This is a genomic window from Bradyrhizobium sp. JR4.1 (genome assembly GCF_040548605.1).
Taxonomy (GTDB): Bacteria; Pseudomonadota; Alphaproteobacteria; order Rhizobiales; family Xanthobacteraceae; genus Bradyrhizobium; species Bradyrhizobium canariense.
Genome location: NZ_JBEPRY010000055.1, coordinates 1 through 16,463 on the forward strand (window position 1 = coordinate 1; position 16,463 = coordinate 16,463).

A 16,463-nucleotide genomic window follows, 5' to 3' on the forward strand; every position below is an offset into this window, starting at 1 on the left:
GCGCTTCGCGCCGGCGAGCTTCGATTTCTCGGATTCGCGCTGCACACCCCGATCAACATCTTCCTCCTGCTTCCGATGAAAGCCTACGCGCTCTGTACCTTGAGCAACAGCGACTGGCTCTCGCGTAGACCACCAGATTTGCCCGGCGAAAATGGAGCGCCTGGCAACTTTTTGTACGCGGCCCCCAGAACGGATAAACCGAAGGAGATTGTTTGTACGTCGCGCATTCAGCACCTTGAGCACAGCATTGCTTTCCAATTGGAGGTCGTGGCTCAACTGATCTGCCAAGACAAATTCGCGCTCGGACCGGTCAAGCTGCTCGACGAACTCACAAGCGAACTGGTCGCGGCAAAACTGGAACTCGGCGCAATAGGCGAGGCAAGCGCCGGCAGGCGAACAGTCCCAGCGCAAAAACACGGTGACCTCTTCTATCCAGAAGACCTCCGCATCCTAGCTACACTTTTCGACGAGGCAGTCGCAGCTTTACCGCCAGATCGCCGTACTATCGCCAATCGTACGCAAATCGCCAAACTTGTTCTAGCTCGTGGAACGACGCGTGAAATCAAGTCCAACCCAAATCATGGCGACTGCGTTCTCGGCGATTTGATTGATCACATGTTCAACTCTTCCTCTTCTAATCAAATCGAGGTTCCGCCTAGCACCTGGCGGAATTGTGCGTGAGGCGTAGGTTGAACCACTCGAGCGGGTAAATAAGAAGGCATCACCCCAGTTTTGATAACCGGCGGTCCTCCCGACATCGCCGAGCGATGTGTGTACAGGCAGCCTACTTATTCTAACAGATTCGTCTCGTCAGCAGGCTGGCCGCGGGACAGATGGGACCACTTCTTCGGTGTCCTCAAGGCAAGATCCCCGTAGTTCAGGCCCTCGCGTCTCAGAGGATGAATGCGGTACGCCTTGCACTGCAATGCGACCGCCTACCGGCCGCCCCCACGCAAATCGTCCACGCGTCCTAACAGCACGCCGACTTCGCAGCGAGATAGATAGCTTCGTCCACGTTTCAGCTGCCGCCGAACGTCTTCTCCCTTTCCCAAGGCCGGGTGGGACGATGCTGCCGAGACAAGCGCATCACTCTGATCGAACCACAGGTATCAGCAGATCACGAATGTCGTTTCCTACAGCGATCACGGCGTGGGCTCTTCCGCGCATCTGCAGACTATGCCTGGCTCGCGCACACCGCCGCTGCAGGCCACCTCACGTTAGAATACATTTTGGCTGGGAGGCGCCGAGGGGACTTGAATCGTACGTAGCGTCACGTTGTAGGAACGAGGCATCCGCCGCCTCGCGCCGACCAACTAGTCAACCGCCGATGGCGGGAATGTGACGGACACATCAAAACAATGCTGCGGATTAGACATCGACATGACGACAGCGCTTCTTTTTCTCACTATGATCTTCTTCGGCGGCTTTGGATTGGGCTACGGTGTGCGCAGCTGGCGTTCCCGCAAGCGACGTGAGCGCGCCCGGCTCTATGGTGCTCTCTTTCATGCCGGCACTTCTGCTCCGCCGCCGCTCCGAGTTCCCGCACGTCGTCGTTCTTGACGCTGCATTCGACCTTGCTCAAAGAAGGACATTGCCGATCCGCCACGGATGGCGAATGCCCTTCACCACCAGTTCGTCGAGCACAGATTTGCAAGGCGAAGTGGAGGCCACGCGCGTGGTCGCGTTGAGTCGGGCCCAACAGCACGGTCTAACGTGTGACTGATCTCCGATTTGACCGAGACACTGAGCGGTGAAGACTGCGAGTCGGTCCTTCACGGATCATCGGGTCGGCGGCGGTGGATCCGCAACCGGCCCGGCCTGACAACGTACCTCTGTGTGATCTTGGCATGTGCGGAACCGATTGCCGGACCGAATTCCAATCAGCGCTGGGAAGCGCGGAGGAGATATGTCTGAGACGCGAGCGAGCGGTTGAAACTGAGTGCAACGGCGAGCACGATTGTGGCAGTGTCGACAAGGAGCCCCTTTCACTTTCCTTCGGCATCTACAGCGCTTTGATGCCCGCCGCGATCTGCACGGAACGAGAAGAGAGATCCAGAGCCCTCGCACGACTTCGCATTTCATCTCGCGTCAGGATCAACGCAGCTTTGGCCTTGACCAATGCTTCCAGGCCGAGTTCGATTCGCTCAACTATCCTACCTAACCTGAGAGGTTTCGAAGGTGAGGCTTCCTTCGTAGAACTCGATCCGGAATAATCACTACAGCAGATGCATCATGAAGCCTGACGAGCGCCTCGCCGAAGTCCTTGAGAATAGCGCGTGTTTTGATAACGAGGCACGGGGGGTGTGGGCACAGTGCTTCTCACCCACTGAGCGACTGGGGTATATTCGTAAGCATCGCTCTCGCTTCCGGTTCGCAGATTATGATGACGTGATAGCTGCTGTACGTGGCCGGCGCTTCACCGGTTGCTCATCGCAGCTCCTTCGATGGCGCCACAGTATAAGAGCAAAGACGTTGCAAAGCGCTCTGCTCTTCTCGGTTGCGGTGTGGCTAGGTATCATCTGGCTTGCGGTGCGCTTAATTCGCTGAGATCCGCAGCCCGCTTTTCGTCAACACCTAACCTACTTGTGTTCGCACGCGACCGAGCACGACGCAGTTGGAGATGATCTGAAATGCCGCAACCTGACGCAGCGTTTGGTTCGAACATTCCTTTGGGCGCGAATGTTGCGATGCAGTTACAGCAATTCGCGCGAACGTTGTTCAGACGCACGAGGCTCGGGGGCACTCAAGACATGAGAGTAGAAATGAAGAAGTTGTTGCTTGCGACTGTGAGCATTGTGGCGCTTGGCGCGGTGGCGCGCGCATTCGGCGCGGATCTCGCTGCGCAGCCCGTCCAGCCTCTCTACACCGAAGCTCCGCAGTCTGTCGCGGCTGCAATCTACGACTGGAGCGGCTACTATCTCGGTATGAACGGTGGCTGGGGCTCAAGCGCGAATTGCTGGGATTACCTTGGCGGCACGCCCGAGGGCTGCCATGATGCGACAAGCGGTAGCGTGGGTGGCCAGATCGGCTATCGATGGCAGATGGGCCAGATCGTGTTGGGTGTTGAAGGCCAGGGGAACTGGGCTGATTTGACCGGATCCAATCAAAGCATCCAGTTTAGCGATATCCTCCAGACCAAGATTGATGCGTTCGGTCTCGTCACGGGGCAGATCGGCTATGCCTTCGATAACGTACTGCTTTATGCCAAAGGCGGCGGCACAGTGACGAGCAACACCTATCAGATCAGCTCGAACCTCACGGGCGCGCCGCTTGGGAACAGCGAGCACGTTCTTTGGGGCGGCGCGTTAGGAGCCGGCATCGAGTACGGTTTCGCGCCGAACTGGTCGCTTGGCTTCGAGTACGATCATTTATTCAGGCAGCCCGCGGCGGTGAACTTCGCCGCGCGCGCTGTTGGGACCGATCGCATCCGCCAGGAGTTCGATCTTATAACGGCACGGCTCAACTATAAGTTCGGCGGTCCGGTTCTTCTCAAATATTGATCTGTCATTCGAACGGCGGATCGAAAGCCCCGGCCCATAGGCCGGGGTTTTTTTGACCTGCTCCTCTGCTGTATAGGAGCCATACACGACCTTATGCATCCTCGGGAGGGCGCGCTTGCTGTGTCATTCGGCCTGCAAACCGCTGTGTGCGTTGTCAACGAGACGAGCGCGCAATTCGCTTCGCGTTCCGCCGGAGCAACCCATAGTCGCCCCTTACATTTCGCTAGATCTGCATCAACGGGAACCGAACCGCGGCCGCTACTTTAAATAAGACGCAGACGCCGTGCCTTGACGACGCACTGGGTACGGCTGGTCGTTTCCAGCTTTCGCATTGCATTTTTAACATGAAAGTTGACGGTGTTCTCGCTCACTTCCAGGATGACTCCGATGGCCCAGGATGACTTCCCCTCCTCGACCCATTGCAAGCACTGTCTTTCCCGTGCCGATAGAACAACCTCTTGCACATCCGCCATAAGTTTCTCCTGGAGCAGAGAGGACGTGGAACGAGATCAGCAAATGCCATACCAGTCAGTGGCACCGCAAACTCTCGCGGCAGGACAATATCTTGGGAGATTGCCGGTTCACTTCTCCGGAGACTGCCACCCAACTGCAGCCCTATCGACAGGATTGCGACATATGTCGAAAACGCAACGGCAGTAACTACGACAACCGTAGCAGTCGATATTTGCTCAACACCTGTGTGAGCTGGATATCACCTTTTGGCCAGGCTTCCTCCCGTGAGGGGTGAATGCTCTGTGAAGGGCCGTAGCACCCGGCTTGCGAGCCGAGATCCTTCATTTGCACCAAAGCTTTCCCTTCCAAGGTGTCGGCTCGGATCCGCCCATCACAACAGCCCCGCGTTCGGCGCCCATCCTATGGCGATCATCCAAGCTTTTACGTCCCAATCAACTACCAACGCTGGTCATTGATCGGCATCAGAACAAAAAGGTATTAGCAATGCGGTTTTCGCCAATCGAGGGCCGGCCTCCAGGACTTTTGTATGAAGTATCAACCACCAACCGCTCGGCCCAACGCAGGTCATCAATGCACTCGGCCGTCGCCTGTCGAAATACTTCGCGCCCAGGTCTGCTCGAATGGCGAGCTCTCGTTTCTGATGGAGGCGCATGATGGCCTGTCCGCTACAATCGCCCAGCGCTCAGGATTCAAGGGGCTCTGGGCGTCCGGTCTGTCGATTGCCTGTTGTCTAGGTTATCGCGACGCGAACGAAGCATCGTGGAGCCAGCTTGTCGACGCCGTTGAGCGGATCGTGGATTCAAGCCAACTTCCTGTCCTGGTTGACGGCGACGGCGGCTTCGGTAATTTCAACAATGCTCGCCTGCTGGCGCGCAAGCTCCTCCAGCGCGGCGCTGCCGGCGTCGCACTGGAGGACAGCTGTTTTCCGAAGATGAACTCGTTTGTTGGGGATCGGCACCCCCTCGCCGATATCGACGAGTTCTCGGGCCGCCTCCGGGCAGTGAGGGATACGGTCGCAGACGACTTGGTTCTGGTGGCAAGGATCGAGGCGTTGATCGCTGGGCATGAAATGGACGAAGCACTTTTGCGCGCTCACGCCTACGCCGACGCGGGAGCCGATGCGATCCTCATTCATTCGCGAAGGAGCACCGCGGACGAAATCCTTTCGTTCGCGCGCGCTTGGCAGAACAGATTGCCCGTCGTGATCGTTCCGACGAAATACTACCGAACGCCGACCTCTGTATACCGTAAAGCGCGCATCTCCACGGTGATCTGGGCCAACCACTCCATGCGAGCGGCAATAGCGGCAATGCGGCAAGTCTGCCGTCGCGTCATCGCCGAGGAAAACACCGCGAGCGTTGAGCCGAATATCGCTACTCTCGACGAAATCTTCGAACTTTTGAAGTACGACGAACTCGCCCGTGCGGAAGCGTTATATCTGCGGCCCGACGCTGAATTGCGCAAATAGGGTTTCGTCGACACAGGAGCATATTCGTTGCCGAAGACCTACCGTCCTGGACTTCCTGCTAACTGGCCAGGTGCGACTTCAATCTCAAATGGCTTTTGTTGTACCGAGATGTCCTTAGATGGCGTAGCACGCCTCACTCGGCCGAAATACGCATTTTGCCATCTGGGCAGCAGCTCGAGGTACCGGATCCATGGCCCTCCTCTTTGGAAAACGACCGACGAGGACCATTTGTCTGCCTTTCACCCTTGGAGTTGATGTTCAAGGCTCCGGCAGGCTTGACTTCGCTTCAGCAAGCATACGGCCGAAGACACTCGTCGGTGTTTCACCTTAGCCGAGCGACGAAAAGGAACTAAATGGTGACTGATGCTCCCAAGAACGCCGTTATTCTCGCCGCTGGCTGCGGCTCTCGCCTGCGTCCTCTGACAGATTTGAGGCCGAAGCCGCTCATCGAGGTCAACGGCACTTCGATTCTTCACAACGCGCTGCGCAATCTGGAAACTGTCGGCGTGGAAGAGGTGACGATCGTCGTGGGTTACCGCAAAGACGCCATTCAGTATGCCTGCGGCAGCCGCTTTGGCGGGCTCAGAATCAAATATGTCGAGTCGACTGTTTTTGACCGCACCGGAAGCGCCTATTCTTTGTGGCTGGCGCGCGACGCTCTTCTCTCCGGAGACTGCTTTCTTCTCGAGGGCGACGTCTTTTTCGAAGAGGATGCGTTGCGATATTTGATTATCTGCCGGGGGACTGACGTGGCTGCAGTCGTTCCCTTCGATGATGCCATGGAAGGATCAGCCGTTCTGTTGTCGCAGAACGGCTTCATCTCAGGCTTTCGAATGAAGCAAACGGCGTCAAATCTTGTTGCGGATGGCCCAAAACTATTCAAGACGATGAACCTATTACGTCTCTCGGCGCCGACACTCAAGACAACGATCATTCCGACGCTGGACGATATCATCGCTGCCGGGGCTAGGCAGACCTACACCGAAGAACTTTTGGGTTATCTGATAGAAAGACGAGGTTTACAGCTCGCAGCGGCGCGATGCGATGGCCTCAGCTGGTACGAAATTGATAATGCTGAGGATTTGCAAATTGCCGAGCGCATTTTCAGGAACCGAATGAACGCCTACACGCCGACACGTGATTCGCAGACTAGGTGAGAGTCCAATGCTAAAATACCTTTGGGATCCAGCGAACGCCATAACAATCACAGGTCTCCTCTTTTCCTCCACCAGCCTATTTCTTGCTCTCTCTCAGCGCCTCGAGCTATCTGTGGCAGTAGCGCTTTGGGCTGTTCTTTCGGACCACCTCGACGGGTTTGTGGCGGGTCGTACCAAGGGTCGCGATCTAGATGTTGCAAGGATGGGAGCGAGCCTCGACGGGTTTGCCGATCTTGTCTATGGAGCCGTTCTGCCCGCGGTAATTGTGGTACAAGTCAGCCAAGCCTCACCTCTCGCTCTTGCGACCGCAACCACGCTACTGGTGGCTGGTGCAATAAGGCTTAGCTACTTTGCGAACTTTGGCAGGTCGTGCGATGAATGCTTCTTGGGCGTTCCCTTGTCTTACGACGTGCCGCTCCTGGCGCTCTTTTTTCTTCTTAAGCCTCTCTTTCCTAATGAAGTATTTTCTGACGTCGTGAACATTGGCTTCTTGCTGCTCGCTATGGCGCATGTCGCGCCTGTTCGTGTGCCACCACTCGGCGCAACAATGTATACGGCGATAAGCATCTTCGCCGTCGCATCATCGGTGGCTTTAGCCAGTCGGTCCTTTTGATTGGGGATGGAAGTATGATCCAGCGAGTGAGCTGCTGCGTGTTCCAGGGTTCCCTACCATGCAGGTCACGTGATGACGTGTAGTCTCCCCAACCGCAGTGTGCGCGCGCCAGTCTTATTGCCAGGTAATTTCCGCGCGAATCGGCGCTGCTCGATGCTTGTTCGCCGTGAGCTAGTCGAGAGAACGCGATCGCTCTGGAATTTTCGTCGGCCCTAAAACGTTTTCAGCTAATCTCACTCATGAACAGCACAGCACAAATCAACGTACCGCTTAGGTCCGACGAGATCTCTGACCTCGTCAACCGATTCCCCGGCGGCTATTGGAAATATGACATCAAGGATTTCGTCCTTCTGGTGAATCCTTATTTTCCGCCGCAAGCATTCCTTGACGAACTTAAGGAAGCTCTACCGCGGCTTATCACCTGCTATCCCTCTCCTAATGCGCAGATGGTTCAGCTTCTTGCGGATGCGGTGAAGATTCCGGCGCATAATCTTGTCATTTGCAATGGCGTGGCTGAACTGGTTCCCATCCTTCTTGGTCGACTGGGTATGAGGATTGCGGTCCCAGTCCCCACCTTCAATCCCTATGAAACCACCGCCTTGCCCGGGCGGTTGTCGCGCTTTATCCTGCCACCGCCAGATTTTGAACTCGATGTGCACGGCTATGCAGCATTTGCGCGTGCAAATGGTGTCGACGGCGCGGTCGTGATATCGCCGAATAATCCAACGTCGCGGATCGTTCCCTATGCGGATTTGCTATATCTCGCTTCCGCGCTTCGAGCTCAACAGCAACTCCTATTGATCGATGAGTCATTCATCGAATTTAGTGAAGTCGGACGAAGTGCGAGCTTGGAAAATCACTTGCTCGAATTTCCCAATGTGATCGTTCTCAAAAGCCTGGGAAAGATTTACGGGACATGCGGTTTGCGGATCGGGTATGCGGCATCGGCAAATGCACAGACGATGAACGATATTAGAGCTGCCCTGCCCACGTGGAATGTCAATACGTTTGCGGAATTTTTTCTAAGCAAGCTTCCTCACCTGGAGCACGCGGCAAAGCAGAGTTGGATCAGGGTAGCCAGCGACAGGGACAAACTATACGCGGACCTGTGCAGCATCGACGGAATGAGAGTTCTGAAGCCAGATGCAAATTTCGTGTTCTGCGAACTCCCGCCCCATTGGCCGGATGGGGATGTGATCGCCTCAAAACTCTTAAACGACAGAGGGATATTGATCAGGCACAATGGCGGAAAGACGCTTCAGAATGGCAAACGATTCTTGCGCATCGCAAGCCGCACTGAAGAAGACAATAAGCTTTTGGTGGAGGCACTGAAAGACATCGCTGATTAGCGCAACCGACCGCGGTTCCGACCCTTCGAATCGCCGGGCCAGCTCCCCAAGTCTTTCTTTGACACCGCGCGAAAGGCACAGCCCACGGCTCCGCCGGGGCGGGCCAAGCAAACTCCATTACGCTGATCTTCTATTTGGTCGGTCGAGCGGGATCAAAGAAAATCAAGGCGCTGCGCAATCACATTGCGGTTCTCGACGCGCGGTCGGCGACCACAATCCTTCGGCGCGGATCGAGTGTGTACAGCACGGCGGCTGATCTTCATGTGACCCTAATCTGGTATGTTCTGGAGGCCCTGAGCCAGTCGCTGAACCTGCGAAGACATCGCTGGTAACCGAGAAGCCTGCTGATGCAGCCTCCTGAGTGCTTCCGGGAATCTTGGAAATGGGTGCGTTGTAGTCGTCAGAGAGCTTGTCCGGGGAACTCTGCCCTTGCTTTTTCTTCGGTGGACTGTCGGTCAACATCCAGTCCGCGGCAGCGAGAATGAACTCGGTATCTCCAGCGTTGCTCAAGAGAAAGGGCTGTGCCAGCGTCATTGGGCGGCTTGCGCTTCACGCAACGTTATGATCCGCCGCCATCCGCGATCGCAGACAATCCTATCCGCAACACCGACTGCGTCGAACAGCCCAATCGTCGACACCCGTGACAGCAGGAGGATTGCTTCGCGGGAAGCCGTCCACCGCCCTACGAACCGAAGCAACCGGCTATCCGGCAAGCAGTTGCATCAGAAGTTCACGATCTTCAGGCGCCGAACTGCTTCCAGTCGGGTAAGAGCGGATTTTTGCGTGGCGCGGCGGGGCTCGTTTTTACCCGCCACGCCAGCTGCGAACTAGGCTAGGCGCCCGCAATGTTCGCAGCGCGGCCGCCCTCCGGTGCCGGAGGCGAGATATTGCCGTTCGATGTTATTGCCCTCGGTACACTTGTCGTTGTCGTGATAGACGTTTCGCGCATTGGGCTTCTTTGAATGAAATGGTGACACTTTCGACATAAATCGGCCCTTCCGGATGGATGCTATTTGTTCACACAGGATAGCAAACATGTGGGTTTGATTTGATGCAGTAACCCTGGGGTCAGCGCATAAATTTCGCACTCCATCGATTTTTTTGACGAATTCCACCATCGATCACAGATCGAGATACGCAACGCGACTATCCCCCTTGATGAGCTTGGCGGATCGACGCTCATTTTATGTCAGGTTGCTGGGACGAGCTACGACGTCAGCAGAATCAAGATAAACGGCCTCGCCGACCTGCACACGACGAAGGTACTGCCGGTATGCGCCGCTGCTGGTCTCGCATATCTTCTCAACCGTAGGAGGCAGGTCCTCTCCATCATGGATAAAGACCTCTGCGAGGGGACGACCGGTCATCGTTGCCGACCGCGAGAGGCCCAGAAAACCGAGCACTGTTGGCGCAAAATCGCAAATACTCGACGGGATTTGTGAGGCGAAGCCGCCTTTGATCAGCGGTCCGGCCAAAATGCCGACCGACGACATCTCCTTGGCATGCAGCCCGCCGTGCACTCCGAAGCTGACAGGCCCATCCGCACTCCAAGTGCGGCCGCTAAGGCCAAATGGATCGAGTCTGTCATCCGACCGGAACGAGAACAGGATGTCCGCCGATCGGGCATGCTCGGCGAACACCAAATGGCGTGCAAAGCTGCCCGGTGCAATGCCATCGACCGCGCCACCCGCGGTGAACACCGGCCCACACCAGGGCCTTTCTATCATCGCCCCGACCGCGCGGCGGATAAGGTTTTCCGATGGCTCGGTGAGGTAAATTGCTCCGACCTGCCCAGGTATGACGATGGCATCGATCCCGGCCGCCGGTGTCGGGCCGCAGCGCAGCCCCGCAGCCTCAAGCGTCTCGAATAGATCGGCCTGCGCATGCACCGTCACGTGTCCATGATCGGAGGCGGCGATCAGGTGCACGCCTTGGGACAAGCCCTCAGCCTCCCACCAATCGAGCACGCGGCCAAACTGCCGATCGACAAAGCTGATTGCTTCAAGCGTCTTTGGCGCGCCAGTCCCACAATCGTGCGAGGAGATATCGGGCTCGCCGAAGGAGAGGATTGCGACGTCGGGCCGAAGCCGAGGCCAGATTACGTCGAGAAACGCCGAAGTCAAAAAGGCTTGAGAGGCAAGATCTGGGGTGCCCGTGGGCGGGGGCGCCGGCGTCGGCCCCAGCAGAGTCTCCACTTCTCTGAGCATCTCGGCCGAGGTCGCGACGCAAGGAAAGTGACCGGAGAGCGTCACTTGGCCGAACTTTCGAGCCTTATGGTTCAGCAGGCGCGTTGCCCCCGCCGAGTTGGAAGCCAGGACCGCGAAGGTCCTGCCGTTCGCCGCTAGGATCTCGCCAAGTGACGGCACACCGAGTAGATGGCCGCCGCTCGCGGCATCAAGATCCTCGATCAGGCGCGCGTCACTGGTGTCGACGGAGCGCGGAATCGACGACTGCCGGTCGAGATATGAGTTTCCAACGATGCCGTGGCGATCCGGCGTAGCGCCCGTGACGAGGCTCGTGAGCGCTATTCGTGTTTCGCTGGGATAGACGGTGCGCTGCCGGGTCAGCACCGCACCGCGGCGCTGAAGCCTGACCAGATTCGGCGTTAGTGATGGCTTGACGAGATCGGGTCGAAGCCCGTCGAACAGCACGATGAGAACCCGATTCCGGTGCGGTCGTTCGAACATGATCGTAAAGCTTTCGTCTAGCTGGGAGGTAGCGGATCGGAAGCGCCCAGGACTTGGCTGAAGCGCCAGCGCCATCGACTTGGAGCCGACGCTGATTGCTAGCGCTAGCGCAATGCGGGTACGGAGCTCCCGGCTATGCTGACCAACGCCCGGCCAGCGTGTCGACGAGTCCCGAGCCGGGATTAGCGGCTCGCGAGCGCCAGCAGCTCTCCTCAGCAGTAGTCTGGGGCGAGTTGGATTGGACACCGGCTGCAGTGTCAGCAGCTTGATCTGAGCATGGTCGCCTGATGCACCTCTCCGGGCGCAACGCAAAGCCTCGGAATTCATCACAGGCCCCGAGGGCCGCCCAACCCCGGCGGGACGTTAGGCAGGACATCGAACAAGCCGAGGGTAGCCTTGGCCTCGCAAGCAAGATTGGCAAATGCCGCGTCCAACCGAACCTGCTCGCCGCCGTAGCCGATCCTAATCTGGTCGCCATCGCGATTGAGCCAGGAAACGTCGCTGATGTGGGTCGTTTCGCGTGGCGGCTTGATTCCAGCGATTGCGATGCATCTCGTGTGCTTGGGAGGAACTCCGCAGCTGTGGAGCTTGCAGACACCGGTCGGCGTGTTGAAAATTGACCTGCCGGACTAACGGTGATCGCATCGACGCCCGGTGGGCGCCGCTGGGCCGCACGATTTGCGGGCTTTGCTCTCGAAGGGAGGGACCCGTTGAGCCATTCTGCCAATAGTGACAAGTTTGAAAGCCTGCAAGTCGTCAAAGGACACTTTGAGGATTCCTACTCGCTCTCAAACGAGCTAACCACTTTGGTTATCGTTTCTTGAAATGAAATGATCGAATAATACGATGCTAGTTGCTATCTCTTCTTACCTATCTTTGCAGTCGCGCCATGAAGCGCGACCTTCCATTTTCAGCCAGTCTTGCGTTCGACCCCGTCGCATCGGCACTGGCAAGCATGCTGGCGCATGGTCGCCGTTTGGCATCAGTGATGCGCGCGCATCAGTGAGCGCGCCTTGTCAAGTGGCGGAACCGCAGGACGAGGAGCGCCGCATAGATGGTCGTTCCGATCGATAAGCCAATCCATATACCAATGGCGCCCAGACCGACCTTCATACCGAGCCAATAGCTGAGGGAAAAGCCGATCAGCCACCAAGCAATGGCCGCAAACAGCAGCGGCACCCGCGTGTCCTTCAGTCCGCGCAGGCCGCCTGCCGCAATGCACTGGGCGGCATCAGTGATAAAGAGGGCTGCGCCGACGATGAGGAGCTGTGCAGCGAGACCGATCGTTGCCTCGGAATCGCGGTCCGATCTGCCGAGAAAGAGCTCGATGATCTCAAAACGCCCGGCGATCAGCGCGAGGGTTAGCGTTGCAGCTATGACCATACCGATCAGCATCGCGGCCAGATTTGCCCGCTTGACGCCTGCCCTGTCGTGGCGGCCGGCTGCATGGCCAACGCGCACGGCTGCGGCCGTGCCAACGCCGAAATAAATCATGAACGGGATCGCGGCGATCTGAACAGCGATCTGATGAGCGACCAGTGCACTGGTGCTGATCAAGCCCGCCAGCAGCGACGTGGCCCAAAATAGTCCCGACTCGATCAATGACGCGATGGAGATCGGCGTTCCAATTGCGATGAGCTGCCGCATTGCGCGCCAATCGAAACGCCAGAGTTGCGCAAGCACATGGTAGTCACGGAACGGCTGGCGCAGTGCAGCGAACCACAAACCGGCCAAAAACATCCCGCAGTTCACCAGCGTGGTCGCAAGCCCTGCCCCGAACAGCTCCAGTCGGGGCAGCCCAAGCTTCCCATAGGTCAGCATATAGACCAGCAAGGCATTGAAGGGGATGGCTGATAGCGTAATCCAGAAGACAGGCTGTGGCCGATGGACCGCCCCCATGAAACTGCGGATAGCCAAAAACGCCAGTGCTGGCGCCGCGCCGAAGCCTAATCCGAAGAGGTATTGCTGGGCGAGCCGCGCCACATCTGGGGCCTGGCCTAACGCAAGCAATATTTGCTCTGCTCGCAGCGCCACACCGATGATCGGGAACGACAGGACCAGGGCCGTCCATAAGCCCATGCGCAGCGTACGCCGTACCGCGGCTATATTATTCGCCCCAAACGCCTGCGCTGCCAAAGGTGCGATGGCGCTTAGTAGACCCACGCCGAAGGTGACGCTGATGAGATAAAACCGGCCTGCCAGCGCTGCCGCGGCGAGCGCCTCAGTGCTGATGCGCCCGATGAAGGCAAGATCGGTCGTCATCATTGCGATCTGCCCAACCTGCGTCAGCACCATTGGCCACGCAAGTTTCGCGGTTTCGTTGAGCTCGAGAACGAAACGATGGATGGCCGTCCGTCTATTCACTTCTGGTCGCGAGACTAATAGCGGCCTTGTCTTGGCTATCTTGTCCATAATCATGCCGCCGTTTGCGTCGGCGAACGACGTGCCGCCTCATTCACGGGCCGCTCCTGACCGGAATTCGCGGTCAGCCCGCGATGCAGGCTCACAGGCAGCCTCGTGCGGCCGCATGTTTAGACGCCGAAAACGGACCACGGCTCGGACGCTGGGCTTCGACCATCGCGGCCTCGATTTTCGCATGCGATAAGCCAAGGAGAGGCAGCAGATGCCACCCCAGACTTGGCCAATCGCCGCAATCGCGCAATGGTGACGGCGCGCATCGGGCTCGAGCGAGGTCGATCACGGAGGCACATTCATACGCTAGCCACTGCGTTGTGCGAAGATTGGAGGACCCGAACTCGGACCCGATCCACGCCATGAACTGAGGGCCCATCATCCCGTAAGCCATCCCTGCACTCCTGAGCAATCGATGAGATCCCCCCTTCAAAGCCCATGCCAACCGCGACAGCTTGATTATAGATGCTTGCTCATCCAAGCGGCCTCTCGCGAGATCGACAGCATGTCGCAAATAAGACAATCGGCATGGCACGCTCGAGCCTTTGAGGGCGGCGTTGCGACCACACGATGAGTGGCGATTTCATAGGCTATGAAGATCTGGCGGGATAATTCGTCACGAGCCCTGTAAGCTCGCGCCTGCTCGACAGGATCACAGACATCGATATGCGGTCACATATCAAGAGCGCGGGCTCGATCATCAGTCTTGGCGCCTCGGAAAATGAGATGCTCTCGGCATTGGGTCACAGGTCAAGAAGCCATAGACGTCACTGGTGATCCCCTCCCTTGGCCTTGCGCAGGCTTGTCCAGTTCGTCCACAGCGGACACATTCCGCTCGGCGGCTGCAGACCTTTTTTCCATCTGTTTAGGACAACAAGTCGAGCCCCCCATCGGCAGTTTTGTGGGGGGCGAGCGGCTCGGCCCAGACAAGCAGCACGATCCGAGCTGCGAGGGCACATGAAAGTGGCGAATCCGAAGGCTGCATATGGACTACGGTACTTTGCCCCCTTTGTTAGCCTTACCCGGCAAGGTTTCCGTTTGAAAAGCGATGATGTGCCCTACCCGGCCTTGGGTAGCGCCGGTATTGTTGTGCTTTCATTGAATCTTTGCGTGCGCATGTGAGCTCTCAGCTGTCCATACTGAAGATACTTGCCGGCCAACCGGGCGGCCGAGCCAATCTTGAACTCGTCAAACAGCACTTGGCCATCTTTTACACCACCCGGGCCCGAGTGGCCGGCGCGCATGAAGCGCATCGCAAGCCGCGAGCCGAACCTCGATATCTTCGGACAAAAGCTCATCGACCGGGAGGTGGGATACTGGACCATCACTGAGGAGGGACGGAAGGTCCTTGAGGCCCTTGAGAAGCTCGATCGATGTGTGGCGCAAGGTCAGCCCGAGGCACAGGCCGAGGAGCCAGCTGGCGATGAGCGACCGCCATTGCCGGCTGCGCCGCCACGACCGATCGCCCGCAGGAACCGTCGTCGGCGTAAACGATTGTGGACGCGTGAGGGGCGCTCAGCGTGAGAGTACCTCGCGCGGAAGTCCTGATGGTCAGGCAGCTCTTCGATTTGATCGCAGAACTTCAGTTTGGAGATAATGCAATGGCGATGGGGACTGTGAAATGGTTCAACGCGGCCAAGGGATACGGCTTCATCCAGCCGGAAGACGGGGGAGCTGACATCTTCGTTCACATCAGCGCGGTCGAGAAGGCCGGCTACACCAATCTCGCGGAAGGCCTTCGGGTCAGCTATGAGCTGATGCGAGATCGTTCGGGCAAGATGAGCGCCGAAAATCTGCGCATCAGCTGATCGACTTGCCCTGAGGAACCTGCCGGGTTCTTTGGCGTTCTGAATTCGCTTGCGCGAGAAGCATCGACACGGCTTCAGCACATCCCCCGGTGCCGCTGCAGCGGTTGCCTATCCGACGGACGATCAGCGCTATCGTCCGCATCGGAGCGCCGTGCAAAGTGCTTATCGGGATCGCATTCTCAAGCAGACATTGCAGCGAGGGACGCGACAAATCGCTCGGCTGCATCAACGCGCGAGCACTGGATCCGCTCGTTCACGCCGTTGGACGAGCGAAGATCGATCTCACCATATAGACAGATTGGTAGCTCCCGGTTGTTGTTGAAGCGCCGGTCCGGGCCGCCCTTACGATTCACGTAGCGCCAGGTCTGGTCTACGACCGTCGCGTCGGCGGGCGGCGTCTCTTCCTCGATAAAGCGAGCGCTTCGAAACATGAATTCAACGTCTTCGTAGGCGACCCCGGCAACAGTCTTGCCGGCCGTAATCAGGATCGCGTCAGGCGTCAGATAGAACGTCTCTTTTCCGAGTGGCAGCTTTAGGAAATCCAGGTTGCTTTTGACCAGCGGTGGCTTGTCCGTGCCTAACGAAATCTGGTGTCTTTGAATCAGCTTCGAGGCGCCCGCGTTGCGTTTCCAGTCCGTTTCTTGTCGCTCAAGAGGGACATTCCATATGCGACCGCAACTCGCCAAGTCATGGAATGTGCGGGTCAGGGCCTCAAACCGCGCTGACTGCTCCGCTGACAGCTCGTACTCGAGCGACACGGTGCTCGTTTCGCGGCCATGGATGGCCAGAGATCCGAGGACAAGCACCGCTCCGGCAGTCAGGACAAAGGCTGCAACAGGAGGAACGGCCGAAGCTGAACCCGCGAGCACGAGGGCGCCGAACGCGAAGAGCGCCGACAATTATAGCGCGACAATCTGGATGGGAAGCGCGCGACAATCAGGATGGCGAGTCGGTGTCGCGGCGAGGTGATGATTGCCGCGATGATTGTCGCGCGC

The 16,463-nt window shown here is 57.8% G+C and carries 11 protein-coding genes and 2 pseudogenes; 8 read left to right on the forward strand and 5 right to left on the reverse strand.

Annotated elements, in window-relative coordinates:
- Positions 1-156 (forward strand): annotated as a pseudogene (locus ABIB90_RS40875) (chitooligosaccharide synthase NodC); the annotation flags it as partial.
- 1,212 nt (positions 157-1,368) lie between these two features.
- Here ABIB90_RS40875 and ABIB90_RS40880 read toward each other — a convergent pair.
- Positions 1,369-1,506 (reverse strand): hypothetical protein, encoded by a 138-nt coding sequence (locus tag ABIB90_RS40880; protein ID WP_279669125.1) that lies wholly within the window; start codon positions 1,504-1,506, stop codon positions 1,369-1,371.
- Between the two features lie 1,256 nt (positions 1,507-2,762).
- Here ABIB90_RS40880 and ABIB90_RS40885 point away from each other — a divergent pair.
- Positions 2,763-3,500 carry an outer membrane protein gene (locus ABIB90_RS40885; RefSeq protein ID WP_354202902.1) on the forward strand — a complete coding sequence of 246 codons (738 nt, stop codon included), beginning with the start codon at positions 2,763-2,765 and terminating at the stop codon, positions 3,498-3,500.
- A gap of 263 nt (positions 3,501-3,763) precedes the next feature.
- Here the strand turns inward: ABIB90_RS40885 and ABIB90_RS40890 are convergent.
- Positions 3,764-3,958, reverse strand: a pseudogene (locus ABIB90_RS40890) (response regulator transcription factor); the annotation flags it as partial.
- A 611-nt stretch (positions 3,959-4,569) separates the two neighbouring features.
- On the opposite strand from ABIB90_RS40890, the gene aepX reads away from it, so the two are divergent.
- The 4 genes from aepX (at position 4,570) to ABIB90_RS40910 (ending at position 8,561) form a co-directional block, all read left to right on the forward strand.
- Positions 4,570-5,442: a phosphoenolpyruvate mutase gene (gene aepX, locus ABIB90_RS40895; protein ID WP_354202910.1), complete on the forward strand. Its 873-nt coding sequence runs from the start codon at positions 4,570-4,572 to the stop codon at positions 5,440-5,442.
- A gap of 353 nt (positions 5,443-5,795) precedes the next feature.
- On the forward strand, positions 5,796-6,599 hold the full coding sequence (locus ABIB90_RS40900; RefSeq protein ID WP_354202904.1) for a phosphocholine cytidylyltransferase family protein: 804 nt from the start codon (positions 5,796-5,798) through the stop codon (positions 6,597-6,599).
- 7 nt (positions 6,600-6,606) lie between these two features.
- Positions 6,607-7,212, forward strand: coding sequence for a CDP-alcohol phosphatidyltransferase family protein (locus ABIB90_RS40905; protein ID WP_354202905.1), 606 nt, complete (start codon positions 6,607-6,609; stop codon positions 7,210-7,212).
- A gap of 239 nt (positions 7,213-7,451) precedes the next feature.
- On the forward strand, positions 7,452-8,561 hold the full coding sequence (locus tag ABIB90_RS40910) for a pyridoxal phosphate-dependent aminotransferase (RefSeq protein ID WP_354101863.1): 1,110 nt from the start codon (positions 7,452-7,454) through the stop codon (positions 8,559-8,561).
- 1,184 nt (positions 8,562-9,745) lie between these two features.
- Here the strand turns inward: ABIB90_RS40910 and ABIB90_RS40915 are convergent.
- Together ABIB90_RS40915 and ABIB90_RS40920 are read right to left on the reverse strand one after the other, a co-directional pair.
- On the reverse strand, positions 9,746-11,248 hold the full coding sequence (locus ABIB90_RS40915) for an alkaline phosphatase family protein (RefSeq protein WP_354202906.1): 1,503 nt from the start codon (positions 11,246-11,248) through the stop codon (positions 9,746-9,748).
- 999 nt (positions 11,249-12,247) lie between these two features.
- Complete coding sequence (locus tag ABIB90_RS40920; protein ID WP_354202907.1) at positions 12,248-13,666, reverse strand: MATE family efflux transporter; 1,419 nt, start codon at positions 13,664-13,666, stop codon at positions 12,248-12,250.
- A 1,236-nt stretch (positions 13,667-14,902) separates the two neighbouring features.
- On the opposite strand from ABIB90_RS40920, the gene ABIB90_RS40925 reads away from it, so the two are divergent.
- Entirely contained in the window at positions 14,903-15,184 is a 282-nt protein-coding gene (locus ABIB90_RS40925) for a hypothetical protein (RefSeq protein WP_279669118.1), read from the forward strand.
- Between the two features lie 77 nt (positions 15,185-15,261).
- Positions 15,262-15,468: a cold-shock protein gene (locus ABIB90_RS40930; protein WP_354202908.1), complete on the forward strand. Its 207-nt coding sequence runs from the start codon at positions 15,262-15,264 to the stop codon at positions 15,466-15,468.
- 179 nt (positions 15,469-15,647) lie between these two features.
- Here ABIB90_RS40930 and ABIB90_RS40935 read toward each other — a convergent pair whose 3' ends face one another.
- Positions 15,648-16,367, reverse strand: a complete 720-nt coding sequence (locus ABIB90_RS40935; protein ID WP_354202909.1) for a hypothetical protein — start codon at positions 16,365-16,367, stop codon at positions 15,648-15,650.
- Between the last annotated feature and the right edge of the window lie 96 nt (positions 16,368-16,463).

Excerpts from the sequence above, each read along its gene's own strand:
- ABIB90_RS40885 (WP_354202902.1), top strand. The coding sequence starts at position 2,763 with ATGAAGAAGTTGTTGCTTGCGACTGTGAGCATTGTGGCGCTTGGCGCG.
- ABIB90_RS40880 (WP_279669125.1), bottom strand. The coding sequence starts at position 1,506 with ATGAAAGAGAGCACCATAGAGCCGGGCGCGCTCACGTCGCTTGCGGGA.
- ABIB90_RS40905 (WP_354202905.1), top strand. The coding sequence starts at position 6,607 with ATGCTAAAATACCTTTGGGATCCAGCGAACGCCATAACAATCACAGGT.
- ABIB90_RS40925 (WP_279669118.1), top strand. The coding sequence starts at position 14,903 with ATGAAGCGCATCGCAAGCCGCGAGCCGAACCTCGATATCTTCGGACAA.
- ABIB90_RS40900 (WP_354202904.1), top strand. The coding sequence starts at position 5,796 with ATGGTGACTGATGCTCCCAAGAACGCCGTTATTCTCGCCGCTGGCTGC.
- ABIB90_RS40915 (WP_354202906.1), bottom strand. The coding sequence starts at position 11,248 with ATGTTCGAACGACCGCACCGGAATCGGGTTCTCATCGTGCTGTTCGAC.
- ABIB90_RS40920 (WP_354202907.1), bottom strand. The coding sequence starts at position 13,666 with ATGATTATGGACAAGATAGCCAAGACAAGGCCGCTATTAGTCTCGCGA.
- ABIB90_RS40930 (WP_354202908.1), top strand. The coding sequence starts at position 15,262 with ATGGCGATGGGGACTGTGAAATGGTTCAACGCGGCCAAGGGATACGGC.
- ABIB90_RS40910 (WP_354101863.1), top strand. The coding sequence starts at position 7,452 with ATGAACAGCACAGCACAAATCAACGTACCGCTTAGGTCCGACGAGATC.